Origin of the sequence: Mesorhizobium sangaii (assembly GCF_014207355.1) — a bacterium.
GTDB classification, from domain to species: domain Bacteria; phylum Pseudomonadota; class Alphaproteobacteria; order Rhizobiales; family Rhizobiaceae; genus Mesorhizobium; species Mesorhizobium sangaii.
Map to the genome: position 1 here is coordinate 1,883,081 of NZ_JACHEF010000001.1, position 25,911 is coordinate 1,908,991.

The 25,911-nt window shown below is 63.7% G+C and carries 22 protein-coding genes and 1 pseudogene; 14 read left to right on the forward strand and 9 right to left on the reverse strand.

Annotated elements, in window-relative coordinates; all coding sequences use genetic code 11:
* Positions 1 to 54: 54 nt before the first annotated feature.
* Genes HNQ71_RS08865 through HNQ71_RS08885 form a run of 5 tightly spaced genes read left to right on the forward strand, consistent with a single transcriptional unit; the run spans position 55 to position 5,270 of the window.
* Positions 55 to 1,611: a sugar ABC transporter ATP-binding protein gene (locus HNQ71_RS08865; RefSeq protein WP_184872136.1), complete on the forward strand. Its 1,557-nt coding sequence runs from the start codon at positions 55 to 57 to the stop codon at positions 1,609 to 1,611.
* Positions 1,608 to 2,588: an ABC transporter permease gene (locus tag HNQ71_RS08870; protein WP_184872137.1), complete on the forward strand. Its 981-nt coding sequence runs from the start codon at positions 1,608 to 1,610 to the stop codon at positions 2,586 to 2,588. The genes HNQ71_RS08865 and HNQ71_RS08870 overlap by 4 nt, the downstream gene beginning before the upstream one ends.
* Positions 2,585 to 3,580, forward strand: coding sequence for an ABC transporter permease (locus HNQ71_RS08875; RefSeq protein ID WP_184872138.1), 996 nt, complete (start codon positions 2,585 to 2,587; stop codon positions 3,578 to 3,580). The genes HNQ71_RS08870 and HNQ71_RS08875 overlap by 4 nt, the downstream gene beginning before the upstream one ends.
* Positions 3,580 to 3,897: an L-rhamnose mutarotase gene (gene rhaM / locus HNQ71_RS08880; protein ID WP_184872139.1), complete on the forward strand. Its 318-nt coding sequence runs from the start codon at positions 3,580 to 3,582 to the stop codon at positions 3,895 to 3,897. The genes HNQ71_RS08875 and rhaM overlap by 1 nt, the downstream gene beginning before the upstream one ends.
* Positions 3,894 to 5,270 (forward strand): FGGY-family carbohydrate kinase, encoded by a 1,377-nt coding sequence (locus HNQ71_RS08885; protein WP_184872140.1) that lies wholly within the window; start codon positions 3,894 to 3,896, stop codon positions 5,268 to 5,270. The genes rhaM and HNQ71_RS08885 overlap by 4 nt, the downstream gene beginning before the upstream one ends.
* Here the strand turns inward: HNQ71_RS08885 and HNQ71_RS08890 are convergent, their stop codons facing one another.
* From HNQ71_RS08890 to galE, 3 genes are all read right to left on the reverse strand, one after another.
* On the reverse strand, positions 5,271 to 7,097 hold the full coding sequence (locus tag HNQ71_RS08890) for an alanine racemase (protein ID WP_184872141.1): 1,827 nt from the start codon (positions 7,095 to 7,097) through the stop codon (positions 5,271 to 5,273).
* A 2-nt stretch (positions 7,098 to 7,099) separates the two neighbouring features.
* Positions 7,100 to 8,350, reverse strand: coding sequence for a D-amino acid dehydrogenase (locus HNQ71_RS08895; RefSeq protein ID WP_184872142.1), 1,251 nt, complete (start codon positions 8,348 to 8,350; stop codon positions 7,100 to 7,102).
* Positions 8,351 to 8,446: 96 nt separating this feature from the next.
* On the reverse strand, positions 8,447 to 9,442 hold the full coding sequence (gene galE / locus HNQ71_RS08900; RefSeq protein WP_184872143.1) for a UDP-glucose 4-epimerase GalE: 996 nt from the start codon (positions 9,440 to 9,442) through the stop codon (positions 8,447 to 8,449).
* A gap of 276 nt (positions 9,443 to 9,718) precedes the next feature.
* Between galE and hemA the strand changes: the two genes are divergently transcribed.
* Positions 9,719 to 10,996 (forward strand): 5-aminolevulinate synthase, encoded by a 1,278-nt coding sequence (gene hemA / locus HNQ71_RS08905; RefSeq protein WP_184872144.1) that lies wholly within the window; start codon positions 9,719 to 9,721, stop codon positions 10,994 to 10,996.
* A gap of 154 nt (positions 10,997 to 11,150) precedes the next feature.
* Here the strand turns inward: hemA and HNQ71_RS08910 are convergent, their stop codons facing one another.
* Together HNQ71_RS08910 and mscL are read right to left on the reverse strand one after the other, a co-directional pair.
* Positions 11,151 to 12,317 (reverse strand): pyridoxal phosphate-dependent aminotransferase, encoded by a 1,167-nt coding sequence (locus tag HNQ71_RS08910; RefSeq protein WP_184872145.1) that lies wholly within the window; start codon positions 12,315 to 12,317, stop codon positions 11,151 to 11,153.
* A gap of 111 nt (positions 12,318 to 12,428) precedes the next feature.
* A complete protein-coding gene (mscL, locus tag HNQ71_RS08915) occupies positions 12,429 to 12,851 on the reverse strand; it encodes a large conductance mechanosensitive channel protein MscL (protein WP_184872146.1) in 423 nt (140 codons plus the stop codon).
* Positions 12,852 to 13,118: 267 nt separating this feature from the next.
* Between mscL and HNQ71_RS08920 the strand changes: the two genes are divergently transcribed.
* A complete protein-coding gene (locus tag HNQ71_RS08920; RefSeq protein WP_184872147.1) occupies positions 13,119 to 16,607 on the forward strand; it encodes a NahK/ErcS family hybrid sensor histidine kinase/response regulator in 3,489 nt (1,162 codons plus the stop codon).
* Between the two features lie 22 nt (positions 16,608 to 16,629).
* Here the strand turns inward: HNQ71_RS08920 and HNQ71_RS08925 are convergent, their stop codons facing one another.
* Together HNQ71_RS08925 and HNQ71_RS08930 are read right to left on the reverse strand one after the other, a co-directional pair.
* Positions 16,630 to 17,289: a response regulator transcription factor gene (locus HNQ71_RS08925; protein WP_184872148.1), complete on the reverse strand. Its 660-nt coding sequence runs from the start codon at positions 17,287 to 17,289 to the stop codon at positions 16,630 to 16,632.
* Between the two features lie 124 nt (positions 17,290 to 17,413).
* The gene (locus HNQ71_RS08930; RefSeq protein WP_184872149.1) at positions 17,414 to 17,842 is read right to left on the reverse strand and encodes a hypothetical protein; all 429 of its coding nucleotides are present in this window, start codon (positions 17,840 to 17,842) and stop codon (positions 17,414 to 17,416) included.
* Between the two features lie 107 nt (positions 17,843 to 17,949).
* Between HNQ71_RS08930 and HNQ71_RS08935 the strand changes: the two genes are divergently transcribed.
* A complete protein-coding gene (locus HNQ71_RS08935; RefSeq protein ID WP_184872150.1) occupies positions 17,950 to 18,300 on the forward strand; it encodes a DUF952 domain-containing protein in 351 nt (116 codons plus the stop codon).
* The gene (locus tag HNQ71_RS08940; RefSeq protein ID WP_184872151.1) at positions 18,297 to 19,376 is read left to right on the forward strand and encodes a quinone-dependent dihydroorotate dehydrogenase; all 1,080 of its coding nucleotides are present in this window, start codon (positions 18,297 to 18,299) and stop codon (positions 19,374 to 19,376) included. The genes HNQ71_RS08935 and HNQ71_RS08940 overlap by 4 nt, the downstream gene beginning before the upstream one ends.
* Here HNQ71_RS08940 and HNQ71_RS08945 read toward each other — a convergent pair.
* Positions 19,369 to 20,709, reverse strand: coding sequence for an MATE family efflux transporter (locus HNQ71_RS08945; RefSeq protein ID WP_184872152.1), 1,341 nt, complete (start codon positions 20,707 to 20,709; stop codon positions 19,369 to 19,371). The genes HNQ71_RS08940 and HNQ71_RS08945 overlap by 8 nt on opposite strands.
* Positions 20,710 to 20,841: 132 nt before the next feature.
* On the opposite strand from HNQ71_RS08945, the gene HNQ71_RS08950 reads away from it, so the two are divergent.
* Complete coding sequence (locus tag HNQ71_RS08950) at positions 20,842 to 21,747, forward strand: histone deacetylase family protein (protein WP_184872153.1); 906 nt, start codon at positions 20,842 to 20,844, stop codon at positions 21,745 to 21,747.
* Between the two features lie 55 nt (positions 21,748 to 21,802).
* Here HNQ71_RS08950 and HNQ71_RS08955 read toward each other — a convergent pair whose 3' ends face one another.
* Positions 21,803 to 22,066: a DUF6460 domain-containing protein gene (locus HNQ71_RS08955; protein WP_184872154.1), complete on the reverse strand. Its 264-nt coding sequence runs from the start codon at positions 22,064 to 22,066 to the stop codon at positions 21,803 to 21,805.
* 477 nt (positions 22,067 to 22,543) lie between these two features.
* On the opposite strand from HNQ71_RS08955, the gene HNQ71_RS08960 reads away from it, so the two are divergent.
* From HNQ71_RS08960 to HNQ71_RS35645, 4 genes and pseudogenes are all read left to right on the forward strand, one after another.
* Positions 22,544 to 23,146 (forward strand): outer membrane protein, encoded by a 603-nt coding sequence (locus HNQ71_RS08960; protein WP_184872155.1) that lies wholly within the window; start codon positions 22,544 to 22,546, stop codon positions 23,144 to 23,146.
* 221 nt (positions 23,147 to 23,367) lie between these two features.
* Positions 23,368 to 23,755 (forward strand): annotated as a pseudogene (locus HNQ71_RS34795) (hypothetical protein).
* 22 nt (positions 23,756 to 23,777) lie between these two features.
* Positions 23,778 to 24,446 carry a response regulator gene (locus tag HNQ71_RS08965; RefSeq protein WP_184872156.1) on the forward strand — a complete coding sequence of 223 codons (669 nt, stop codon included), beginning with the start codon at positions 23,778 to 23,780 and terminating at the stop codon, positions 24,444 to 24,446.
* On the forward strand, positions 24,443 to 25,858 hold the full coding sequence (locus tag HNQ71_RS35645; RefSeq protein ID WP_343068103.1) for a sensor histidine kinase: 1,416 nt from the start codon (positions 24,443 to 24,445) through the stop codon (positions 25,856 to 25,858). The genes HNQ71_RS08965 and HNQ71_RS35645 overlap by 4 nt, the downstream gene beginning before the upstream one ends.
* Positions 25,859 to 25,911: the final 53 nt, after the last annotated feature.

Consider the following 25,911-nt stretch of genomic DNA (forward strand, 5'->3'; position numbering starts at 1 on the left):
AAGATCGGCGACACGGGGTGGGGTGGCGACATCTCCACACACCAGGACCTTGATATGCTAGACAACACCCACCCCGCTCACATTGTTCGCGACCCTCCCCACAAGGGGGAGGGTAATGCAGCCCCACGCCTGACGCTGTCCGGCGTCTCCAAGAGCTTTCCCGGCGTGCGCGCGCTGCACGATGTCAGCCTGTCGCTCTATCCGGGCCAGGTGACAGCCCTTATCGGCGAAAACGGCGCCGGCAAGTCGACGCTGGTCAAGATCATGACCGGCATCTACCAGCCCGATACGGGGACCATCAGCATAGACGGCCAAGCCGTCACTCTGCCCAGCGCGCACGCCGCTTTCGGCTATGGCGTTACCGCCATCCATCAGGAAACCGTGCTGTTCGACGACCTGACGGTGGCTGAAAACATCTTTCTCGGCCACGCGCCGCGCACGCGCTTCGGCACCATCGACTGGCGCACGATGCGCAAAAATGCGCGCGAAGTGCTCGATGCCATGCACGCCGGCCATATCGACGCCGACACAAGGCTGAAGGACCTGGGCATCGCCAACAAGCATCTCGTCGCAGTCGCCCGCGCGATGTCGATCGACGCCCAGATCGTCATCATGGACGAGCCGACGGCCGCGCTTTCGATGAAGGAGATCGAGGAGCTTTTCCTGCTCATCGAATTCCTCAAGAGCGAAGGCAAGGCGATCCTGTTCATCAGCCACAAGTTCGACGAGATCTACCGCATTGCAGACCGCTACACGGTGTTCCGCGATGGCGAGATGGTCGGCGAAGGCCTGATCAAGGATGCCGGCCAGAGCCAGATTGTGCGCATGATGGTCGGCCGCTCCGTCGACCACATCTTTCCGCAGCGCAAGGCCGAGATCGGCGCGCCGGTGCTTTCCGTTTCCGGCCTGTCGCACCCGACCGAGTTCAACGACATCGGCTTCGAATTGCATAAGGGCGAGATCCTCGGCTTCTACGGCCTTGTCGGTGCCGGGCGCAGCGAGGTGATGCAAGCGATCTCGGGCATCACCCGCTCCACTGGCGGCACGATCACGCTGGAAGGCAAGACGATCGCACCGAAATCGGCGGCGGATTCGATCGATGCCGGCATCGTCTACGTGCCGGAGGAGCGCGGCAAGCAAGGCGTGGTGATCGGCCTGCCGATCTTCCAGAACGTCTCGCTGCCTTCGCTCAAGCGCACCTCCAGATCCGGCCTGCTGCGGCTGTCGGAAGAGTTCGCGCTCGCCCGCTCCTACACCGAGCGGCTCGACCTGCGCGCTTCCTCGCTCAGCCAGGATGTCGGCACGCTGTCGGGCGGCAACCAGCAGAAGATCGTCATCGCCAAATGGCTGGCGACCGCGCCCAAGGTGATCATCCTCGACGAGCCGACCAAAGGCATCGACATCGGCTCGAAGGCCGCCGTGCACGGCTTCATGGCCGAGCTGGTAGCGCAAGGCCTTTCGGTGATCATGGTGTCGTCCGAATTGCCCGAAATCCTCGGCATGTCCGACCGCGTCGTCGTCATGCGCGAGGGTCTCGTTGCGGCGGTCTACGACAACAAGGAACTGGACGCCGAGACGCTGGTCAGGTCGGCAGCGGGGATCGCGGCATGAAAGCCTTGCTCAAATACCGCGAAATCTGGCTGCTTGCGGCAATCGCCGTGCTGGTCGGACTGATCTCGACCCGTTTCCCGGCCTTTGCCGATCCCGGCAATCTGCGCCAGGTGTTCAACGACACCTCGATCCTGATGATCCTGGCGCTCGGCCAGATGGTCGTCATCCTGACCCGGTCGATCGACCTGTCGATGGCGTCCAACCTGTGCTTCACCGGCATGGTGGTGGCGATGCTGAACGCCGCGCACCCGGCAATCCCGATCCCGCTGCTGATCGTCATTGCACTGGTCGTTGGCCTGGTGCTCGGCGCCATCAACGGCCTGCTGGTCTGGCGGCTAAACATGCCCTCGATCGTGGTGACATTGGGCACGCTGACCATCTATCGCGGCGCCACTTTCGTCCTGTCGGGCGGTGCCTGGGTCAATGCCGACAAGATGAGCCCCGACTTCATCGGCTTTCAGCGTGCCGCCTTCCTCGGTATTCCGGTGCTGTCGTGGATCGCCATTCTGGTGATCGCGCTGTTCTTCGTCCTGATGACGCGCACAGCACTCGGCCGCTCGATCTACGCGATCGGCGTCAACCCGACGGCATCGGTCTATGCCGGCATCGATGTCGGCCGGACGAAATTCATTGTCTTTTGCATCTCCGGCATGATCGGCGGCCTTTCCGGTTACCTCTGGATATCGCGCTATGTGATCGCCTCGGTCGAGGTCGCCAATGGCTATGAGCTCAACATCATTGCCGCCTGCGTCATCGGCGGCATTTCGATCGCCGGCGGCATCGGCTCGGTCGGCGGCGCGGTGCTCGGCGCGTTGTTCCTCGGCATCATCTCCAACGCGCTGCCGGTCATCAACATCTCGCCCTTCTGGCAAATGGCGATTTCGGGCAGCGCCATCATCCTTGCCGTCGTGCTCAACGCGCGCGGCGAACGCCAGCAGGGTCGCATCATCCTCAAAAAGGTGGAGGCGGTGACATGACCGACATCCCTGCCCCGCGCCACATTCCCGACCGGCTCGACAAACCGCTGAGTTCGGCGATCTTCTCCTGGGAAGCACTGCTGGTCGTGGTGGCTGTCGCCATCTTCGCCATCAACAGCTTCGCCTCGCCCTATTTTCTCGATCCCTATTCGTTGTCGGATCTCACCTTCAACTTCACCGAGAAGGGTCTGATCGCCTTCGCCATGGCGCTGCTGATCATTTCCGGCGAGATTGATCTCTCGGTCGCCGCCATCATCGCGCTGGCGTCGACGATGATGGGCATGGCCGTGCAGGCGGGCGCCGGCACGCCGGTGCTGGTGCTGATCGGTATCGTCGTCGGGCTCGGCTGCGGCGCTTTCAACGGTTTGCTGGTCACACGGCTGGGATTGCCGTCGATCGTCGTTACCATTGGCACGATGAGCCTGTTTCGCGGTATTGCCTTCATCATCCTCGGCGACCAGGCCTACAAGGGTTACCCCGAGAGCTTCGCCTTCTTCGGCCAGGGCTATGTGTGGTGGGTGGTATCGTTCGAACTGGTGCTGTTCCTCGTCGCGGCTATTGTCTACTGGCTCGTGCTGCACCGGACGAGCTTCGGCCGCCGCGTCTTTGCCATCGGCAACAATCCGGTCGCGGCGCAGTTTTCCGGCGTGCGCGTCGGCCGCATCAAGTTCATCCTGTTTTGCCTGACCGGGTTGATGTCGGGCATCGCCTCGGTGCTGATCACCTCGCGGCTCGGCTCGACGCGGCCGTCGATCGCTCAGGGCTATGAGCTCGAAGTCATCACCATGGTGGTGCTTGGCGGGGTCAGCATCCTCGGCGGCGCCGGCAGCATTTTGGGCGTCGTGCTTGCCGCGTTCATCATGGGGCTGGTGACCTTCGGGCTTGGCCTGCTCAACGTGCCCGGCATCGTCATGTCGATCTTCATCGGCCTGCTGTTGATCATCGTCATCGCGCTGCCGATCGTCTGGCGGCGGCTGCGCGGAGGACGGTGATGCCCGAGAAATACGCGTTCAAGATGAAGCTCAAGCCGGGCATGAAGGCTGAGTACAAGAAGCGCCACGACGAGATCTGGCCGTCACTGGTCGCTCTCCTGAAGCAGGCCGGCGTTTCCGATTACTCGATCCACCTCGACGAAGAGACCAACATCCTGTTTGGCGTGCTGTGGCGGCGAGACGGCCATGGCATGGACGATCTACCGAAGCATCCGGTAATGCAGCGCTGGTGGGCTCACATGGCCGATATCATGGAGACCAAGCCGGACAACGAGCCGGTGGCCGTGCCGCTGGAAACCGTGTTCCATATGGCATGAGCGCACTCCGCCACGTCGCCGTCATCGATATCGGCAAGACCAATGCCAAGGTGGCGCTGGTCGACTTGGCCACATTGAGCGAGGTCGCGCTGCGCCGCATGGCCAATGCGCCGGTGCAGCAGGCGCCCTACCCGCATCACGATATCGAGGCGTTGTGGACGTTCATCCTCGACAGCCTTGCTAGCCTCAACCGCGAACACCGTATCGACGCGATATCGATCACCACCCATGGTGCGACGGGCGTGCTGGTCGACGCCGCGGGCGAACTGGTGCTGCCAGTGCTTGACTATGAATTCGACGGCCCCGACAGGATGGCAGCGGACTATGACGCGATCCGCCCACCCTTTGCCGAGACCGGCACGCCGCGGCTGTGTCTCGGCCTCAATCTCGGTGCGCAATTCTTCTGGCAGCAGAAAAGCTTCCCGGCGGAGTTCGCCAAGGCCGCCGCCATGCTGATGTATCCGCAATACTGGGCGCTGCGCCTGACCGGCGTCGCCGCCAACGAGGTGACCTCACTCGGCTGCCACACCGATCTGTGGAGCCCGTGGACAGCGGATTTTTCGTCGCTGGTCGATCGCCTGGGTTGGCACGAGCTGATGGCGCCTGTGCGGCCAGCCAAAGACCGCCTCGGCCCGATCCTGCCTGCGCTCGCAGCGCGAACCGGGCTCGCTCCGCAGACGCCGGTGTTCTGCGGCCTGCACGATTCCAACGCGTCACTGCTGCCGCATCTTCTGTCCGACGCGCCACCCTTCTCCGTGGTCTCGACCGGCACCTGGGTGGTGTCGATGGCGGTCGGCGGCAAACAGATCGTGCTGGACGCGGCGCGCGACACGCTGGTCAACGTTAGCGCGTTGGGCGATCCCGTTCCCTCGGCGCGGTTCATGGGCGGCCGCGAGTTTTCCGTTCTGACGGAAGGCCAGCCGGACAACTGGACCGAAGATGATGTCGGCGCCGTGCTGGCGCGAAAAACATTGCTGCTGCCTTCGACCCAGCAAGGGTCGGGGCCGTTCCCGCATCATGCCGCGACATGGCTCAACACTGACGGCATGAGCAACGGCCAGCGCTTTGCCGCCATCTCGTTCTATCTGGCGCTGATGACGGCGACCTGCCTCGACCTGATCGGCGCCGACGGCCCGACCACGGTCGAGGGGCCCTTTGCCCGCAACCGGCTCTTCGTCGGCATGTTGGCGGCAAGCACGGCGCGCGCCGTTGTCGCGTCGGAGGCCGCCACCGGCACCAGCATCGGCGCCGCATTGCTGGCAACGGACCGGGCAACGGCCCAGGGCCAAGGCGAAAGAATGGAGCCGCCGACCGATCCAGCCTGGGTCGACTACGTCAGCGCATGGCGCGCGGCAGTCGAAGCGCAATGCTGATCACAATATCCGCTTGCCGAAGGCCGACATGACGAAGTTGACCGTGTCGGTGCCGATCCGAGGCTCAAGATCCGCGGTCAGGCCCGAAACATCCATCGACAACAGCCCGCCGGAGAGCGCGATCGCCTCCATCGCCTGATGGGTTTCGCGCACGGTGAGGCCTCCGGAACCTGCCGCCCAGCCCGCGAATTCGGTGACATCGGGCGAATAGCTGACATGAAACCCCTGCGTGCCTGATGTGGCGATGCGGATCGCTTCGTGCATCAGGTCGCGCATGCCCATGGCGTCGATGTCGGTCATGGTGAAGGCCGAGACGCGCGAATCCTTGAGCACCCGCACTTCCGCCGGATCGGCGTGACGCAGGCCGATGATGACGACATTTTCCGGTGACAGCTGCGGCTGCAGTGCGCCCGCCTTGTGGTCGAGGCCGAGCGCGCGCGCCAGCACCGAGCCTTCCGGCAGGTCGATGCCGTCCTCGTCCTCCGGCATCAGGGCGGCGATGGAATCGATCCAGATCAGGCCGAAGGAGTGCGTCGCGCGCGCCGTTGCGGTCAGCGCCTTGTGCGCGATGCGGCGGTCGACGCCGGCGGCCAGCCGGATCAGCCCCGATGGCGGCCGCTCGATATCGGCCAGTTCGACGACATCGAAATTCATCGCTTCCAGCCGCGCGCCGGTACCCTCCCGGGCCAGGATGCCGGCAGCGCCCTGTTCCGCCAATATCGACACCATCTTGCGGCCGGAAAAGTCCTCGACATCGTGCATCGGGGCCTTTTCGACATATTCCGAGGTCATCGCCAGCAGCATGGCGCCATAGCTCATGCGGAAGGCGACGCGGTCGCCAACGGCGGGCGGCGGATCGGCGTCGGCCACATCCAACAGCAGATGGTCGCTCGAGGCGCCTAGCACCCGCACCCCCTTGGCGATCGGCGTCAGTCCTTCGACCAGCACATCCTCACGGCCAATATTGGCGATGGCGCGCAGCCTGTCGCCCTCGTCGGGGAAGACCGGCTGGTTGCCGAAGGCGTCGTAGCCGGATTGCCCGATCGGCCGCGATGGTTTGAGCTTGACCTCGATGATGTCGCTGGTCAGGCGGCAGGCGTCGGGTTCGAGTTCAGCCCACGGCACATCGCGGAAGGTTTCGACTCCGCCTTGCAGGATCGCTTCGCCGACGCGCAGATTGTTGATGCCGGCCGGCAGCTTGCCTTCGAGCAGCAGCGGCAGCGACGACGAGGCGCCGCCCGAGATCCAGTCGAGGCTTTTGCCGGACAAGCGCTCGGTCTTGTAGGCGTGGGCGACGAGCTGGCCGAGATTTTCCTCGGTCGGCATAATGGCGCCGAAACAGCCGAGATTGGTGCCGATGCCTGCGATGCGCACGCCCTTGAATTGCAGGATCTGTTCGACTGTGGGAATAAGATCGTTCGGCCAGATGCCTTCGCGGAGATCGCCGAGGTCGATCATCAGCATGATGTCGTGGACGCGGCCCATGCGCTCGGCGATGCGTGAAATCTCGCGGATGATTGTCAGTTCCGACTGCAGGCTGATGTCGACGGTGCGCACCACTTCCTCGACGCGCGCCATCGGCGGACTGCGCAGAAGCATGATCGGCGCGTTGATGCCGCTGTCACGCAGCCGGCGGATGTTTTCGAAACGCGACTCGGCGATGCCTGCGACGCCGCCGCGCAGCATGGCGCGCGCCACTTGCGGCATGCCGCAGGTGCCCTTGGTGACGCCGAACACCTTGATGCCCGACAGTGCGCAGCGCTCGACGATCGTGCGCGTGTTGCGCTCGATGCGGCCAAGGTCGATGGCGACTTGCGGTCCGGACATTCCTAGCCTCCGTAGACCAGTCCCTGCGGGTCGATCTCCGGCTTACGGCCGGCGACCAGGTCGGCAAGGAATTTCCCCGAGCCGCAAGCCATGGTCCAGCCGACATGACCGTGGCCGGTGTCGAGATAGAGGTTCTTGTAGCGCGCCTGGCCGATGACCGGCACTGAGTTCGGCATCATCGGCCGCAGCCCAGCCCAGAGTTCGGCTTTCTTCTCGTCGAATGCACCGGGGAAGAGATCCTTGCCCGTCCTGAACATGGCGGCGAAGTCGCTTGGCCTGTGGGTGCGGTCGAAGCCGGTGAATTCGGCGGTTGAGGCGAGCCGCAGCCGGTTGCCCAACCTGGAATAGGCAATCAGCTGGTCCTCGTCGGCACCGCCCATGGTCGGACCCTTGCTCTCGTCCTCCAAGGGAATCGTCGCGGTATAACCCTTCACCGGATAGACTGGCAGGTCGATGCCGTAGCGGCGGCCAAGCAAGCCGCTCTCCGGTCCCATCGAGATGACCACGGCATCGCCGACAATCGGACCGGCCGAGGTCATCACCGCACGCACCCGGTCACCATCGATGTCCAGGCCTTCGACCGTCGTGCCGTAGAGAAATTTCACATCGAGCTTCTCGGCGGCGTAGGCGGCGAGCTTTTCCACGAACTGCCGGGAATCGCCGGTCTGATCGATCGGCGAATAGACGCCGCCGGCGATCTTTTCCTTCACACCGGCAAGACCTGGTTCAAGCTCGATCAGCCGGTCGCGGCCAACGATCTCGATCGGCAGGCCATGCTCGGCCAGATAGCGGTAATTGTCGGTGCCTGTGTCGAGACTGTGCTGCGAGCGAAAGAAATAGAGGATGCCCTTCTTGCGCTCGTCATAGCCGATCCCGGTATCGGCGGAGATAGCGTTGATGCAGTCGCGGGAATAGAGCGCCAGGCGCAGCTTGACCCGGCTGTTGGCGCGCAAGCGCTCTTTCGTGCACTGGCGCAGGAAGCGCAGGCTCCAGGCGAGGAAATAGGGATCGAAGCGCAGCCGCACCTTGATGCCGAGATCATGGTTGTAGAGCGCGCGCAGAAAGGTCTTCAGCGCCGCCGGAGAGGCCCAGGCGGTGGCGTCGCCCGGCGATACCAGGCCGGCATTCGACTGGCTGGTGCCGCGCGCCGGCGCCGGATGGCGCTCGATGACGGTGACCTCGTGGCCGTCGCTGGCCAGATAATAGGCGGCCGCCGTACCGACAACGCCGGCCCCAAGCACCGTTATTTTCATGCCATCCCCCAAAGCTCTTCGCGGCGCAGCGCCCTCCCGCGAATGCCTTCAATAGCGCTTTGCTGGGCGCCTTGCGAGCCCTGGGGAGAGCCCGGCTCAGCCCCGTGCGGAGTTCTTGCCGGTCAGAATGCGCTCCCAGGCGAGAGCGTCGGCGACGATCTGGTCGAGATCGTCGCGTTGCGGGGTCCAGCCGAGTTCGGCGCGGGCGAGATCCGAATTGGCGACCACCGCCGCGGCGTCGCCGGGACGGCGAGCGCCCATCTTCACCTCGAAATCATGGCCGAAGGCGCGGCGCACGCTGTCGATGACCTCGAGCACCGAATAGCCATGGCTGTAGCCGCAATTGGCGACGAGGCTTGCGCCGCCGTCGCGCAGCCGCTGCAGGGCGAGGCGATGCGCCGCCGCCAGATCGCTGACATGGATATAGTCGCGCATGCAGGTGCCGTCCGGCGTCGGGTAGTCGGTGCCGAACACCTGCATGAAGGGGCGTTTGCCGAGCGCCGTTTCGCAAGCGACCTTGATCAGATGGGTAGCGCCCGGCGTCGACTGGCCGGTGCGGCCCTTCGGGTCGGCGCCGGCGACGTTGAAGTAGCGCAGCGCGGTGTAGCGGAGCCCATGCGCGATTGCCGCATCGCGCAGCATCCATTCGCTCATCAGCTTGGACAGGCCATAGGGCGATTCCGGCGCCAGGCGGGCATCTTCGCGCACCGGCTCCAGTCCAGCGCCGCCATAGACGGCGGCGGTCGAGGAGAAGATGAAATTGGGCACGCCCTCGCGCACCGCGGTTTCGATCAGCGTGCGCGTCTTGCAGGTGTTGTTCTCGTAATAGGCTAGCGGGTCGGCGACCGATTCCGGGACCACGATGGAACCGGCGAAATGGATGATCGCGTCGACCTTGTTGTCCCTGATGATCGAGCCGACCAATTCCTTGTCGGCGACATCGCCAACGACCAGCTTTGCCTCGGGCGCCACCGCCCATTCGAAGCCGGTCGAAAGGCGGTCGAGAACGACCACGCTCTCGCCGGCATCCAGCAACTCCCAGACCATATGGCTGCCGATATAACCGGCACCGCCTGTCACCAAAACCGTCATCCGCATCCTCGCATCTCAAGATTTATCGGAAACTGTCTCAAAAGCCGCCTTATTGGAAAGCTTGCCGCAGGGCCATACAAGACCAGAATGTTAAATCAGTAACAGTCTCTCCGGCTCAAGGCATCGTCCTGAAACAAAGTTGATCCACATCAAGGGAATAGGCCACGATCCGTGGTCGTTAGGAACAGGTCCGGGGCGTGGCATTTTGACCAAATTGGCCCGGTGGACGACCAATAGGGCAATGATTATGATCCCGCGCAAAATTGGGAAGTCGACATGAACTATCAGCGGTTCTTCGAGGAAGCGATCGATCAGCTCCATGCCGAGCGTCGCTACCGCGTCTTCGCCGACCTCGAGCGTATTGCAGGCAAGTTTCCGCGCGCCATCTGGCGTTCCAATGGCCGCGCCGAGGAAATCACCGTCTGGTGCTCCAACGACTATCTCGGCATGGGCCAGCATCCCGATGTCATCGCGGCGTTCCAGAATGCGGCGGGCAAGATGGGCTCTGGCGCCGGCGGCACCCGCAACATTTCCGGCACCAGCAACCCGCTGGTCGAGCTCGAGCTGGAGCTTGCCGACCTGCACGACAAGGAAGCGGCCCTCGTCTTCACCTCCGGCTTCGTCTCCAACGAAGCGTCGATCTCGACCATCGCACGGCTTTTGCCCAATTGCCTGATCATCTCGGATGAGCTTAACCACGCTTCGATGATCGAAGGCGTACGGCGCTCGGGTGCGGAAAAGAAGATCTTCCGTCACAATGACGTCGCGCATCTGGAAAGCCTGCTGCAGGCGGCGGGCCGCGAACGCGCCAAGCTGATCGTCTTCGAAAGCGTCTATTCGATGGATGGCGACATCGCGCCGATCAAGCAGATCGTCGAGCTCGCCGAGCGCCACAACGCCATGACCTATATCGACGAGGTCCATGCCGTCGGCATGTATGGATCGCGCGGCGGCGGCATCACCGAGCGCGAAGGCCTGGCCGATCGCATCGACATCATCGAAGGCACGCTGGCCAAGGCGTTCGGCACGCTGGGCGGCTACATAACCGGCACCAGTGCTGTCATCGACGCCGTGCGCTCCTATGCGCCGGGCTTCATCTTCACCACGGCACTGCCGCCGGCGATCGCCGCCGCCGCGACCACCTCGATCCGCCATCTCAAGCGCTCGCAGGCCGAGCGCGACGCGCAGCAGCGGCAGGCGACGCGAACCAAGCAGATCCTCTCGGCCGCCGGCCTGCCGGTGATGGAGTCGCCGACGCATATCGTGCCGCTGCTGGTCGGCGATCCGGAACTCTGCAAGATGGCGAGCGACCGCCTGCTTGGCGTGCACGGCATCTACATCCAGCCGATCAACTATCCGACCGTGCCGCGCGGCACGGAGCGGCTGCGCATCACGCCGACGCCGTTCCATTCCGACGCGCTGATCGCCGAACTGCAGGACGCGCTGGTCGAGACCTGGGATGCGCTGGGCATACCGTACGGATCCGCCGGCCGCCCCTCCGTCGCCAAGAGCGACCGGGTCATTCCGCTGCTGGTGCCCAAGTCAGGCGGCTGAAGTCCGTTTAAAACTCTACTCTGACGGCCATCTAACGCGAGTTTCTTCGCTTCCGATGCTCACGGACCCAAATGTCCGCTGCGCTCCGGTTCTCGAAACCCACGCCAGCTGACTCGCCGGAGCGATTTTCAAATCGGGCTTCGTCGGCAGCGGCTCAAACAGTCTTCATCCACTTCGCCAGCCGGTGCGCCGCTTCTTCGACCTGGTCGAGGCGGCGGTGGAAGCACAGTCTGAGGAAGGCTTCGCCGCCGGGGCCGAAGGCCGTGCCGGGCGCCAGGCCGACATTGGCCTTGTCGACGATGTCGAAAGCAGCGGTGCGTGAATCGGTGATGCCGTCGACCGTGAAGAACAGATAGAACGCGCCTTGCGGCACGGTGAACCGGGCGCGGTCGGTGGCACCCAGAATGTCGCAGACCAGGTCCCGGGCCTTCCTCGCCCGCTCGACCTGTTCGGCAATGAAACCGTCACCCTCATCAAGGGCGGCGACCGCGCCGCGCTGCATAAACTGGGCGACGCCCGAGTTGGAATACTGGATCAGGTTCTCGAACACCTGCTGCAAGGCCGGATGGGTCTTGATCCAGCCGACGCGCCAGCCGGTCATCGCCCAGTTCTTGGAAAAACTGTTGACGAACAGGATGCGGTCTTCAGCCGTCGCGATGTCGAGGAAGGAGGGCGCACGGCCATGGCCGTAGTGGAACAGCGCATAGATCTCGTCGGCGATGATCCAGAGATTTTTGGCACGGGCGAGATCGAGGATCGCCTGCAAGGTCTCGTGGTCGGCGGTCCAGCCGGTCGGGTTCGACGGCGTGTTGATGAACAGCGCCTTGGTGCGCGGCGTGATCGCCGCCGCGATCTTCTCGACGTCGCAAGACCAGCCATTGCCGGAGTGATCGAGCGTGACCGGCACCGGAACGGCTCCCGAAATCGCCGCGGCAGCGTCGAAATTCGGCCAGGCCGGCGACAGATAGACAACCTCGTCGCCGGCGCCGGCGAGCGCGTCGAGAGCCAGCTGAATGGCATGCATGCCGGACCCGGTGACGATGAACTGTTCCTCGGGGAAGGTCTTGCCGAAATGCCTGGCATAGTAGCGGGAAAGCGCCTGCCTGAGATCGGGGATGCCTCTTTGCCAGGTGTAGAACGTTTCGCCGCCGGCCAGCGCCTTTGACGCGGCATCGGTGATGAAAGCGGGCGTCGGCAGGTCGCCCTCACCGGCCCAGAGCGGGATCATGCCCTCGCGCAGGCGGCCGTAATTGACGACGGCGACAATGCCGCTTTCCGGCGCGGCACGGGCTTCCGCGCGCAAGCTGTCGATCAAGGTCATGGCGGGTTCGTTCCAATCTCGAGCGTCAATCAGCGCTCCATACCAGATGCGAAAACAGAAAACCCGGCCGCAAACGACCGGGGTTTTGGTCCAGCAAAGCTGCCCGAGAGGTTAGCGCTTGGCGAGCAGGTCGCGAATTTCGGTCAGGAGTGCAACGTCGGCGGGCGGCGGCGCGGCAGGTGCCGCAGGCTTCTCGGCCTCAAGCCGCCTGCGCAGGTTGTTCACCGCCTTGACCATGAGGAAGATGATGAAAGCAAGGATGAGGAAGTTCAGTACCGCGGTGATGAAGCTGCCATAGGCGAAGACAGCGCCTTGCTTTTTGGCGTCCGCCAGCGCGGTGGCGTTGACTGCCGAGGACAGTCCAAAGAAATAGTTGTTGAAGTCCAGTCCGCCGAAGATCGCACCGACGATCGGCATGATGACGTCGTCGACCAGCGAAGTGACGATCTTTCCGAAGGCCGCGCCGATGATGACGCCGACCGCAAGGTCTATCACATTGCCTTTGGAAATGAATTCCTGGAATTCCTTCAGCATTCGACCCTCCTTGTCATGACCGGCCGCTCTGCCGTTCCGTCCTTGCGGCATCGACCTGAGGGCAACATAACAAAAACCTGGGGTTGCAACATGGGCAAAAGAGAGAAAGCAACCGGTTTCTCCCTACCTGGCGGAACCTCGGGCGTCAGCTTGGTTGTTGTCTGAATGTCGCTACCATGCTTCCAAAGCCGCGATGGACTCGGACGCGAAGCTGTGGTTGCGTTCGGACAAGCAGGATAAAAAGACGGCAAGGAGGAAATTCCAAGCGTGCAGGGCTTGTTCATCGTCATCATCGCGATCGCCTATGTGACGCTGCTGTTCGCCATCGCCAGCCTGGGCGACCGCCGCTCGGCGATATCCGGGCCGAGCCGGGCGCGGCCGTTCATCTACGCGCTCAGCCTTGCCATCTACTGCACGTCCTGGACCTTCTTCGGCTCGGTCGGCCTCTCCTCCGAGCGCGGCCTCGAATTCCTCGGCATCTATACCGGCCCAGTGCTGGTGTTCGTGTTCGGGTTTCCGCTGCTCAACCGCATCGTGCGGCTGGCCAAGACTGAGAAGATCACCTCGATCGCCGACTTCCTCGGCGCCCGCTATGGCAAGAGCTTCACGGTCTCGGCGATCGCGACGCTGATCGCGACCATCGGCGCGGTGCCCTATATCGCACTGCAGTTGAAGGCGATCTCCGGTTCGGTCAGCCTGATGGTCGAGCATTACACCGGCTCGCCACCCTCTTTCGATCCGTTCGTCAGCGACATCTCGCTGGTCGTCGCCATGCTGCTGGCGCTGTTTGCGGTGCTGTTCGGCACCCGCCATGCCGATGCCACCGAACACCAGGATGGGCTGGTGCTGGCAGTTGCAGTCGAGACCGTGGTCAAGCTCGCCGCTTTCCTGGCGATCGGCCTGATGGTCACCTTCCTGATTTTCGGCGGGCCGGGCGACATGTTCGACAAGTTGGCGCAGAACGCACAGGTGCGGCAGGCAATGGGCTACAACACCTCGCTTGCCACATGGCTGGTGCTGACTTGCCTGAGCGGCTTTGCCATCATCATGCTGCCGCGACAATTCTACGTCACCATCGTCGAGAACCGCGGCGAGGCCGAGTTACGCACCGCGACATGGGTGTTTCCGCTCTATCTGGTGGCAATCAATTTGTTCGTGCTGCCGATCGCCTTTGCCGGCCTATCGCTGGTCGGCACCGGGACCAGCAGCGATCTCTATGTGCTGTCGCTGCCTTTGTTCAGCGGCCATGACCTGCTGGCGATGGCAGCCTTCATCGGCGGCCTTTCGGCGGCAACGGCCATGGTGATCGTCGAAAGCGTGGCGCTGTCGATCATGATCTCCAACGACCTCGTCATTCCGCTGTTCGTGCGTCGCCTGCTCAAGACCTCGACCTCCGAAAACGAAGACTGGTCGACGCTGATCCTCAATGTGCGGCGCGGGGCGATCTTCATCCTGCTGTTCATCGCCTTCCTCTACTACCGCGAGAGCACCAACAGCGCGCGCCTGTCGTCGATCGGCCTGATGTCGTTCGCGGCCATTGCCCAGTTCGCGCCCGCACTGATCGGCGGGTTGATCTGGCGTGGCGCCAATGGACGGGGTGCTGCACTCGGCATGGTCGCCGGCATCCTCGTCTGGGGCTACACGCTGCTGCTTCCATCGCTTGCCGCACCCGACACCGACATCATCGCGCACGGGCTGTTCGGTTTCGAGGCGCTGCGGCCACAGGCGCTGTTCGGCACAGTCGCCGAACCGCTGAACCACGGTGTGTTGTGGAGCCTGTCGATCAACGCGGTGTTCTTCGTGCTCGGCTCCCTGTCGCGCGCGTCGGTGCCATTGGAACGCATCCAGGCCTCGATCTTCGTGCCCCGCGATGCCGGGCCGATGCCCAGCCTACGCCGCTTCCGCACCGCCATCACCGTCAACGACCTCAAGGACACGATCTCGCGCTATCTCGGCGTCGAGCGCACCGAGCGCTCCTTCCAGTCGTTCGAAAAGACCAACGGCGCCTCGCTGCACGGCAAGGAGCAGGCGAGCATGGACGTCATCCGCTTTTCCGAACAGTTGCTGGCCAGCGCCGTCGGCTCATCCTCGGCGCGGCTGATCCTGTCGCTGCTGTTTCGGCGCCACGACCGCGAATCCAGGGATGCCTTCCGGCTGCTCGACGACGCCACCGAGGCGCTGCAGCACAATCGCGACCTCTTGCAGATCGCGCTCGACCAGATGGAGCAAGGCATCACCGTCTTCGACCGCGATTTCCGCCTGATCTGCTGGAACCGCCAGTACCGGGCGCTGTTCGACCTGCCCGACGAGATGGGCCAGGTCGGCGTCTCGCTCGACCGCATCCTGCGCCATCTTGCCGAGCGCGGCGACATTCCAGCCGACCAGCGTGTGGCCATGCTCAACCGGCTGACCAGCTTCGTCAGCCCGTGGCAGATGGAATTGAAGACCAGCGGCCGCATCCTGGAGCTGCGTTCCAACCCGATGCCAGACGGCGGCATCGTCGCCACTTATGCCGACATTTCCGGACGCGTCGAACAGGACCTAGCGCTGAAGCGCGCGAATGAATCGCTGGAGCAGCGCGTCAAGACCCGCACCATCGAGCTGACCCGCGTCAACGAGGAGCTGGCGCAGGCGCAGATGCTGGCCGAAGAGGCCAATCTCGGTAAGACGCGCTTCCTAGCCGCCGCCGGCCACGACATCCTGCAGCCGCTGAACGCCGCCCGGCTCTATTGCTCGTCGCTGATCGAGAAGGCCGGCAAGGGGCCCGCCGGCAAGGCAGCGGTCAACATCGAATCCGCGCTGGAATCGGTCGAGACCATTCTTGGCGCCGTGCTCGACATCTCCCGCCTCGATGCCGGTGCCATGAAGCCGGACGACACCGCCTTCAACCTCGACGGATTGCTGCGCCAGATCGGCAATGATTTTCGACCGTTGGCCGCCGAAAAGAAACTCGGCCTGACGATCATGCCGTCGTCGCTGACCGTGATGACGGACCGCAACCTGCTGCGCCGCCTGATCCAGAATCTCGTCTCCAACGCCATCAAATACACGCGCCACGGCCGTGTGCTGGTTGGCGTTCGCCGGCGCGGCGACCTGGCAGAAATCCAGGTGATCGACACCGGCATCGGCATTGCCGGCGACGAACTGAATACCGTCTTTCACGAATTCACCCGGCTGGACGAAGGCGCGCGCGAAGCAGAGGGACTGGGTCTCGGCCTTTCGATCGTCGATCGTATCGCCCGGGTGTTGCGCCTGGAGATCCGGATCTTTTCCAATCCCGGCAAGGGTACGCGCTTCTCCGTCATCCTGCCGGTCGCCGCCGTGCAGGAGCCGCGACGCGAGATCGAAACCAGGGCCCCTGCCCGCGCGACAGCTTCGCTGGCCGGGCTGCATGTGCTCTGCATCGACAACGATGCCCGCATCCTCGAAGGCATGCGGCTCCTGCTCGAGGGCTGGGGCTGCAATGTCGACACTGTGTCCGGCTCGCGGGATCTGGCGAGCGCCACGATGCACCGCCCGGACATCGTCCTTGCCGACTACCATCTCGACGGTGAAACCGGCCTCGACATCATCGTCAGGTTGCGCGCGATCCATGGCGACGCCCTGCCGGCCGTGCTGGTCACCGCCGACCGCTCCAACGAGGTGCGCACGGCCGCGGGCGAGCTCGAGATTCCGGTGATCAACAAGCCGCTGAAACCGGCTGTGCTGCGTTCGATGATGGCAAGGGTCAGGCCGCTGGCATCGGCCGCCGAATGACGATTCCGACGAGACCCGCGTGTCAGCCGGCCGGCTGCAGCGGGTCGCTGCCGATCTTGGACAGCAGGATCACTGCCTGGGTGCGGCTGTCGACGCCGAGCTTCTGCAGGATGGCCGAGACATGCGCCTTGATCGTCGCCTCGGAGACCCCGAGCTCATAGGCGATCTGCTTGTTGAGCAGGCCCTCGGCCAGCATGCCGAGCACGCGGGTCTGCTGCGGGGTCAGCGCTTGCAGGCGCTTGATCAGGTCGGAAATCTCGGGATCGCGCTCGACGCCGAGATCGATGCCGACGGGCGCGGCGATGTCGCCGGCAAGCACCAACTGCACGGCGTCGCGGATCTCCTCCATACTGGCCGACTTGGAGATGAAGCCGGAAGCGCCGAGATCGAGCGCCCGCCTGATGGTTGCCGGATCGTCATGCGCCGAGACCACGACCAGCGGCACCGCCGGATGGATGCCACGCAGCGAGATAAGGCCGGAAAGGCCGCTGGCGCCCGGCATCGACAGATCGAGCAGCACCAGATCGACATCCTCGTTGGCCACGACCAGCGCCTTGGCGCTCTCGAAATCACCGGCCTCGTGGATTGCCGCGACATTGCCGATGCCGGCAAGCGCTTCGCGCAGCGCACCGCGAAACAGCGGGTGATCGTCGGCGATGACGAAAGAATAGCCTGACGGCAAATATCCCTCCCCGAATCCCGATGATTTTTTAGCTCTTTGCGGGACCAGTTGGACGATTATGAGGGGCTGCGCGCTGTTTTCAAGCGGCAAAGCCAGCGCGCCGCGTTTTCCCTGTTTCGAGCGCTCAGGTTTTCTGCGAGTTGAGCTGGGCGCCGTTGTCCTTGTCCATATCCTTGACGATGCCCATGAAACTGCGCAGGAAACGCTCCATGTAGCTCATCGTCTTGTTGAAATCCTCCTCACTCGGCAATTGCGATTCGAGGCGGGCGGAGAGCGAATTCTCGAGCTTGGTGACGCGCTCGTCCATCGCCTTCATCGAGGTCTGGAGGCGGTCGACCTCATCCTGGAAAGCGGCGCGCTCGTCGGCCGCCATCTTGCAGACAAGCTGGCCGGAGCGTTCCTCGCAGATCGACATCGCACCGGTCTGCGTATCCATGCGGACAAAGCCGTTGTCAGATTTTTCCAGCCGGTAGCGGTCGGTTTCTTCCGAATAAGCTGAAGCCGCGACCAGCGAAACGAGCGCGGCGGGGATCAAGATGTGCTGCAGACGCATGTTGTCCTCCATGGCCAAAGCCTGACTTATCGCATGTTTGCGCCGGAAATGGGGAAGACCCTTGGCGCGGTCTTTCCCGATTGGCTGGTTCGGACTATAGCGCAACCATGTCTCAGTTTATCTACAAGATAACCCCGGAAGCGTCTTGGCGCGAGGCCGAAGCCAAGGGCCGCTTCACCGGCGCGCCGATCGATGTCGCCGACGGCTTCATCCATTTCTCCACGGCAGGGCAGGTCAAGGAAACGGCGGCGAAGCATTTTGCCGGCCAGGCCGGCCTTCTGCTGGTCGCCATCGACGGCTCGCGTCTGGGCGCCGCGCTGAAATACGAAGTCTCGCGGGGCGGCGCGCTGTTTCCGCATCTCTACGGCGCGCTGGACCTGGAGGCCGTGCTATGGGTTCGACCGCTGCCGCTTGGCGCCGACGGTACCCACCAGTTCCCGGCACTGGAGGCGGAATGAGCGTGCTCGACAGGCTCGGCCAGAAGCTGCTTTTCACATTCGATCCGGAAACCGCGCATGGCATGTCGATCGCGGCGCTGCGATGCGGCCTGCCTGTCGGCGCGCGGACAACGCACAATGCGCGGCTAAGGGTGACGGTCTGCGGCCTCGATTTCCCCAACCCGCTCGGCATGGCCGCCGGCTATGACAAGAACGCCGAGGTGCCCGATGCGCTGCTTGGGCTCGGCTTCGGCTTTGCCGAGGTCGGCACGGTCACGCCGCTGCCGCAGGCGGGCAACCCGAAGCCGCGCATCTTCCGGCTGACGGCGGATGAAGCGGTGATCAACCGGCTGGGCTTCAACAATGAAGGCCACGCAGCCGCCGAAAGGCGCCTCGCTGCCCGCAAGAGCCGGAGCGGCATCGTCGGCGTCAACATCGGTGCCAACAAGGAAAGTGCCGATCGCATCGGCGACTATGAGCGCGGCGTCACCCGCTTTGCGCCCTACGCCAACTATTTGACCGTCAACATCTCCTCGCCGAACACGCCGGGCCTGCGCAACATGCAGGCGCGCGAGCAGCTCGGCGAGCTTTTGTCACGCGTCATGGCCGCGCGCGCCGCCGCAACGGCGCAGCCGCCGGTCTTCCTCAAGATCGCGCCGGACCTGGTCGAGGCCGAGCTGGAAGACATCGCCGCAGAGGTCACCGAGAAGCGGATCGACGGTGTCATCGTCTCCAACACCACCATCTCCCGGCCAGGGCTGCGCAGCGGTGACGCCGCGCGCGAGACCGGCGGGCTCTCCGGCAGGCCGCTGTTCGAACGATCGACCATCGTGCTGGCCAGGATGCGCAAACTGCTCGGGCCAGAGCTTGCCTTCATCGGCGTCGGCGGCGTCGATTCCACCGACGCGGCGCTGGAAAAGATCCGCGCCGGAGCCGATCTCGTTCAGCTCTACACCAGCATGATCTATGCCGGCCCCGCACTGCCGGGCCGGATCGTCGCCGGGATGGCACGCTTTGCCGAAACGGGGCGCCTCAGATCCATTCGCGAGTTGCGCGACAGCCATCTCGATCAATGGGCGTCGAAACCGCTCAGCTGAACGCCGTCCGCAGTCGCAGCCGCAAGATCGTCAGCAGGCTGAAGCCCCGCGCCAGCAGGAAGATGTGCAGGGCCGCCCACAGGCCATGATTGCCGAAGGCAGGCGCCAAGGTGAGCAACGCGACTGCAAAGACCAGAAACGACAGCAGCATCATGTTGCGCATGTCACGCGACCAGGTCGCACCGATGAAGACGCCATCCATCTGGAAAGCCAGCACGCCGCTCAACGCAGTGAACGCTGCCCACGGCAGGTAGGTATCGGCCACTGAACGGACCTCTTCCGAGGTCGTCACGAGAGCGACCAAATTGGCGCCGGCCAGCAGCAGCACCAGGGTCGCCGCACCCGCCAGCCCGAATCCCCAAAACAAGGTCAGCCGCACGGCCTGCCGGAACGGTGTTGCGGCACGCGCGCCGACGGCACGGCCCGCAAGCTGTTCGGCGGCGGTGGCAAAGCCATCGAGGAAATAACCGGCAACGAGAAAGAAATTCATCAGCACGGCGTTGGCGGCCAGCGTCACCGTGCCGAACTGCGCACCCTGCCGGGTGAACAGCGCGAAGGCGGCGAGCAACGAGAACGAACGGATCATGATGTCGCGGTTGAGCGACAGCATGCGCAGGAAGGCGGCCATGTCGAGCAGGCGATGGCGTGGCAAGGAGGGGGTCGCCCGGAACCGGCGGACCACGATCGCCAGGCCGAGCAGCATGGCGAGGAACTCCCCGGTGACGGTTGCCCAGGCGACGCCGGCGACACCCCAGCCAAGCTTCAATCCAAGCAGGAAGCAGAGCGCGATGTTGATGCCGTTCAGCACCAATTGCAGCATCAGCCCGAGCCCGCCCTCGCCGCGCCCCAGGACATAGCCGAGGATTGCATAGTTGATCAGCGAGAAGGGGGCCGCGAGCATCCTGATGTGGATATAGACGGCCATCGCCTCGCTGACGCGCGGTTCGGCGCCCATGAATTTTTGCCCGGCGATGGCAACCAGTGGCGCAAGTGCCGCGAGTACGATGCCGGCGACAATCGCGATCAGCACGGCGCGCCAGAACACCGCCTGTTCCTCCATTTCGTCGCCGCGCCCGAAGGCCTGGGCGACGAGGCCGGTGGTGCCCGAGCGCAGGAAATTGAAGGTGGTGAAGACAACGTCGAAGATCAGCGAGCCGGCGGCAAGGCCGCCGAGCAAGGCAGCGTCGCCGAACTGGCCGACAACCGCTGTATCGACCAAGCCGAGCATCGGCGTCGTCAGATAGGCAAGCGTCATCGGCACCGCGATGGCGAGCACGGAACGATTGGTGACGACGAAGTATCTGGCGTCGGCTGGGGTTGCACCCTTGTCCAAAGGATTGCTGCCTTGCTGATTGCGGCTTGATCGAACAGCCGGTGTGCCCCATTTTCCCGGCATCGCGCAATCACCCATCCTGTGACGGCCAACCGAATCCCCGGTCTGGCGCGAGCCCGCCGGATCCAGTTCATGCCCCTGCAGATCGTCCACCATCCCGACTACGACGCCGGCTTCTCCGTCAACCATCGCTTTCCGATGAGCAAATATCCGCTGCTGATGGACGCCTTGCGCGCACGCTGTCTGGCCGGGCCCGGCGCGCTCAACACCACCGAACCGGCGCCGGCATCATGGCTCAAGCTTGCCCATGCGGCGGACTATGTCGACCAGGTCATCAGCTGCTCGGTGCCTGAAAAAATCGAGCGCGAGATCGGTTTTCCGGTTGGCCCACGTGTCTCGCTGCGCGCGCAGCTTGCCACTGGCGGCACGGTGCTGGCGGCGCGGCTCGCCTTGCGCTACGGCATCGCCTGCAACACCGCCGGCGGCAGCCATCATGCGCGGCGCGCGCAAGGCGCCGGCTTCTGTACCTTCAACGATGTCGCTGTCGCCGCGCTGGTCCTGCTTGCCGAGGGCGCCGCACAAAACATCCTGGTCGTCGACCTCGACGTGCATCAGGGCGACGGTACGGCGGACATTCTCGCGGGCGATCCGCGCGTGTTCACCTTTTCCATGCATGGTGACCGCAACTACCCCGCGCGCAAGATCGCCTCCGACCTCGATGTCGCGTTGCCTGACGGCACGGGGGACGCTGCCTATGTCGGAAGGCTCGCCGCCATTCTGCCGGAACTGTCGGCCCAAGCGCATTGGGACATCGTCTTCTACAATGCCGGCGTCGACGTCCACGCCGAGGACAGGCTTGGACGGCTGTCGCTATCGGATGACGGCCTGCGCGCCCGCGACGACATGGTGATCCGCCACTTTCGCACGCTCGGCATTCCCGTCTGCGGCGTCATCGGTGGCGGTTATTCAACCGATGTGGCAACGCTCGCCGCGCGCCACGCCATCCTGTTCGAGGTGGCGTCAAGCTATATCAGATAATCCTTTTACGCATGATCTTGTCCGAAAACCGGTTCCCACTTTTCGGGATCATGCTCTACTTCCGGTAGCTGGCGATCCTGAGCAGGATGAAGGCGGGCACGACAATCGCCGCACCCAGCAGGATATAGCCGAGAAAGCGATCGATGGCGTGGAAGCCGAGATTCCAGAGATCGGTGAAGAACTTCCGGATGCCATAGAACACATCCATCGGCGACCAGCCGAAGGCATTCATGACCAGGCCGACGAGGAACGACACCACAACCAGCTTCAGGATCACCCTGAGCGGCGAGTCGCCGAGAAAGCGCGTCAATGCGGACAAGGCCCGTCTCCCCGATTGTGGTGCCCAGACTCGAGGGCGTCGGCCCAGACATACGCACTTGGCTTCCCGGCTTCAAGCCGACAGGTTTGCCTGGATAGCCGAGGCCGCGGGCGAGTCAGAGCGCAACACTGTGGTGCGAATGATACCGATCGAACCCATGCCGATTTGCTAAGAATGAGTAAACAGAACTGCTTTAATTTATTGAAAATAAAGCAAAAAATCTTCACTTTTCGATTTCCTGCAATGTGCGTGCAATTTTCGCCTGCGAGATAATCCACGTCTTTCAGGCAGAGGTTGCGCGAAAGATCCGGTCACCCACCACGACTGCCTTGCGTCAGTTCCCGTGACCAGCGCGACCGCTCCCGGCAAGACAAGTGAGCCGGAGCGCGACCGTCCCAACGGTCAGGCTCCCAAGCGATTAACCTGCGTGTCGTCGGATGCGCGTGCGTGTTGGAGTAATGCAATGTCCCCCCAGCAATGATGCGGCTGACGGCAAGTGCGCTTGCCATGTGCCTGAACGGCTCGGCATTGGCTGCCGATCTTTCGCCTGCCTACAACGATCCTCCTGCCTTTCAATGGAGCGGCGCCTATGTCGGCGTGCATGGCGGCACGGCGTTCACAGGGATGCCGAACCCGTTTGCCGGCAGAAACGGCCTCAGCGGCGGCGTCCAGGCCGGCTACAATCAGCAAGTAGGCCCGGGAGCCGTGGGGGCCGAGATCGAAGGCTCCTACCTGGGCGGCGCCGAGCACGACGTCGAGGGCGGCAAGATCAAGGAAAAGTGGCGCGGTGCCGCCAAGGCTAGGGCCCGCGTGAGCTTCGACCAGACGCTGCTGTTCGGAACCGGGGGCGTTGCGATGACCAAATTCGACAAGGGCGACAAGGTCAGCAGCACCGACGGATGGAAACTCGGCTATCTCTTGGGCGCCGGTATCGAGCAGGGTCTCGCCGGCGGCCTCTCGGCCAAGGTCGAATATGACTATGTCCGCACACCCGGCGTCGAAACGACGTCGGCCTTCGGCAAATCCAAGGCGACGATCGGCAGCCATGAGCTGAAGGCGGGCCTCAACTACCGGTTCTAGGGTAGGCCCCCGGCTCGGTTGAACCCGGCCATCTTGCAGTCCGTTCGAACAGGCCTTGCGCGGTGCCCTGAGGCAAAGGGTGCCGCGCAATTGCGTGCCCTCGATCGGAGCCTACATCGACACCCCCAAAGCAGACAGCACCCCGGCCAGCTCCTGCGTAATGTCGATGCAATCTTCACACCCTAGGTGCCGCGGATGACCTTGATGAGGGGAATCAGATAATGCCCAAGCGCAGCGCAAACCATCTTGTGTGGATCACAAAGGCGGTCTTTGTCGCAATCGTTCTGGCGCTGACGGGGTGCGCCTCCGACATCATGAAGAACTACATCGGGCAACCGGTCGAATCGGTCGTTCTGGACTACGGTCCGCCAACCGCCGTCGTTGACCTCGGCCGGGGCGAACGAGCCTATCAGTGGCGAAAAATATCCACCAATGCGGTTTCCGGGACCTCCAGCGGCGAGGTTCGGCACACAAAACACGGAATACGACGAGACCGAAACGCCGGGCTATATCGAACGTCAGGAATGCTTCTATACGTTCTACGCCCGCTCTTCGGGCGGCCGATGGTTCATCACCAATTTTCGCCAACCGCAGCTGGAATGCGAATGAATTGCCTTGAAGGAAAATGCGCATGCGCATCCTGCTGATCGAGGACGAACCGGAAATGGCCTCGGTGCTGAAGACGGCGCTCGAGCGTCAGGACATCATCGTCGACCATGCCGCGACACTGGCCGAGGCCATGGCCCGGCTCGGATATCACGACGCCGTGGTGCTGGACCGCCGCCTGCCGGATGGCGACGGCCTCACCCTGATACCGCGCCTGCGGGCCCTGCATCTGGATGTGCCTGTCATCGCGCTGACCGCATTGAGCGTCCTCGACGATCGGGTCGCCGGGCTCGACGCCGGCGCCGACGACTACATGGTCAAGCCGTTCGCCACGGTGGAACTGGTTGCCAGGCTGAATGCCTTGCACAGGCGCTCGTTCACCACGCGCGCCAACCAGACGGTAGTCGGCCGCCTCACCTATGATTTCCGCCATCGCGAGGCGCTTGTCGAGGACCAGGCGCTGGAGCTGCCGCGGCGCCAACGGCTGGTGCTCGAAACGCTCATCCACAGGCCGGGCCGGACCATCATGCGTAGCACCCTGGAAGAAGCCGTCTATGCGCTTGACGACGAGATCGGCTCCAATGCACTGGATGCGCACATTTCGCGGCTGCGGCGCAAGCTCGACGATGTCGCTGCCGGCATCGAGATCAGGGCCATCCGCAACCTCGGTTATCTCCTGCGGGCGGCTTCGTGAAAAAACCACGCATGCGCTCGCTGCAATGGGTGCTGGTGCGGCGTCTGATTCTGCTGCAGGCGGCGACGCTTCTCATCTTCATCGTGCTGTGCGCAGCCGCGCTGTGGATCGCCAATCCGCAGCTGCTGATCGACAATGAGGCTGCAGTCGCCACCATCAAGGACGCCGTCGACCGAGACGGGAACGGCAAGCTGATCGTCCATCAGACCGACGGGCTTGCCACCTTTCGCAGGGGCTTCCCCAATGTCTGGTACATCGTCCGCGACGGCAGCGGCCAAAGCGTCCGTTTCGGCAACGTGCCAGACGTGTACGCCAGGAATTTCGGCGATCTGCTTGGCGAGGCCGACCATGCCACCATCGGATTTTCCGAAGATGATCGGAGGCCGGAAGCCTATCTCGAAAGGGTTTCGACCAAGGCCGGCACGGTGCAGATCATCGCCGCGACACGGTCATCGCGCGACGAAACCGAAGGGCTCGAAGTCAACATTTCGGCAACGATCGACGTCGCCAGGAATCCGGACGGCAGCAGGAACTGGGAGAAAGCGCTCCCGGCCCTCGCGGTCATCATCGTCATCCTGCTGTTGCCGATCGTCCTTGTCATGGGAACCACGACCCTGGTGACCACGCCCGCGGCGGTGCGCCGGTCCTTTGCCGGCCTTGTCGAAACCGTCCAGCAGGCCGCTCGCATCGATATCGGTACGCGCGCGATGCAGCTGCCGGTCAAGAATGTGCCGCAGGAAATCGCGCCCTTGGTGCTGGCGTTCAACCAGACGCTGGCGCGCCTAGCCCAAGGCTATGACCGGTACAACCGCTTCCTCACCGATGCGGCCCATGAACTGCGCACGCCGATCGCCATCTTGCGCACACGCGCCGAGTTGCTGAGACAGGAGCCGCAAAGCGCGCGCCTGCTGCATGACATCGAGCGACTGTCGCATCTTGCCCAACAGCTGCTCGACCACCAATTGCTCGACCGCCCGACGGACCAGCGCCAGGTCATCGATCTCCGAGACCTTGTCAGCCGTGTCCGCTTGCCATCGAGGCCGGCTATGACCTTGCCTTCGAGCCCTCGCCCGACGAGGCCCATGTCGAGGTCAACGTTTTTGCAAATCGAGCGGGCGCTGGCAAATCTCGTGCGCAATGCCATCGAGCATGGCGGCGGCAGCGGCACGATCACCCTAGCCATCGACGAGACCGGCGGCGTCGAAGTGCGCGATGAAGGCCCGGGCATTCCGGCGGAAGAGCACGAGAACGTCTTCGAGCCCTTCTACCGCCTGCAGCCGCAGTCGCACGGGGCGGGTCTGGGTTTGAACCTTGCCCGGCAGATCGCGTTGCTGCACAATGGCACCATTCGGGTATTGACCGGGCCCTGGCGGGGCGCCCGCATTCGCATGGAACTGCAGGTTCGGCCGTGATTTTAGCGGCTGTTGGCAGAAGGGCAGGCCGACCAAAGGCTGTGGCCGCTGGT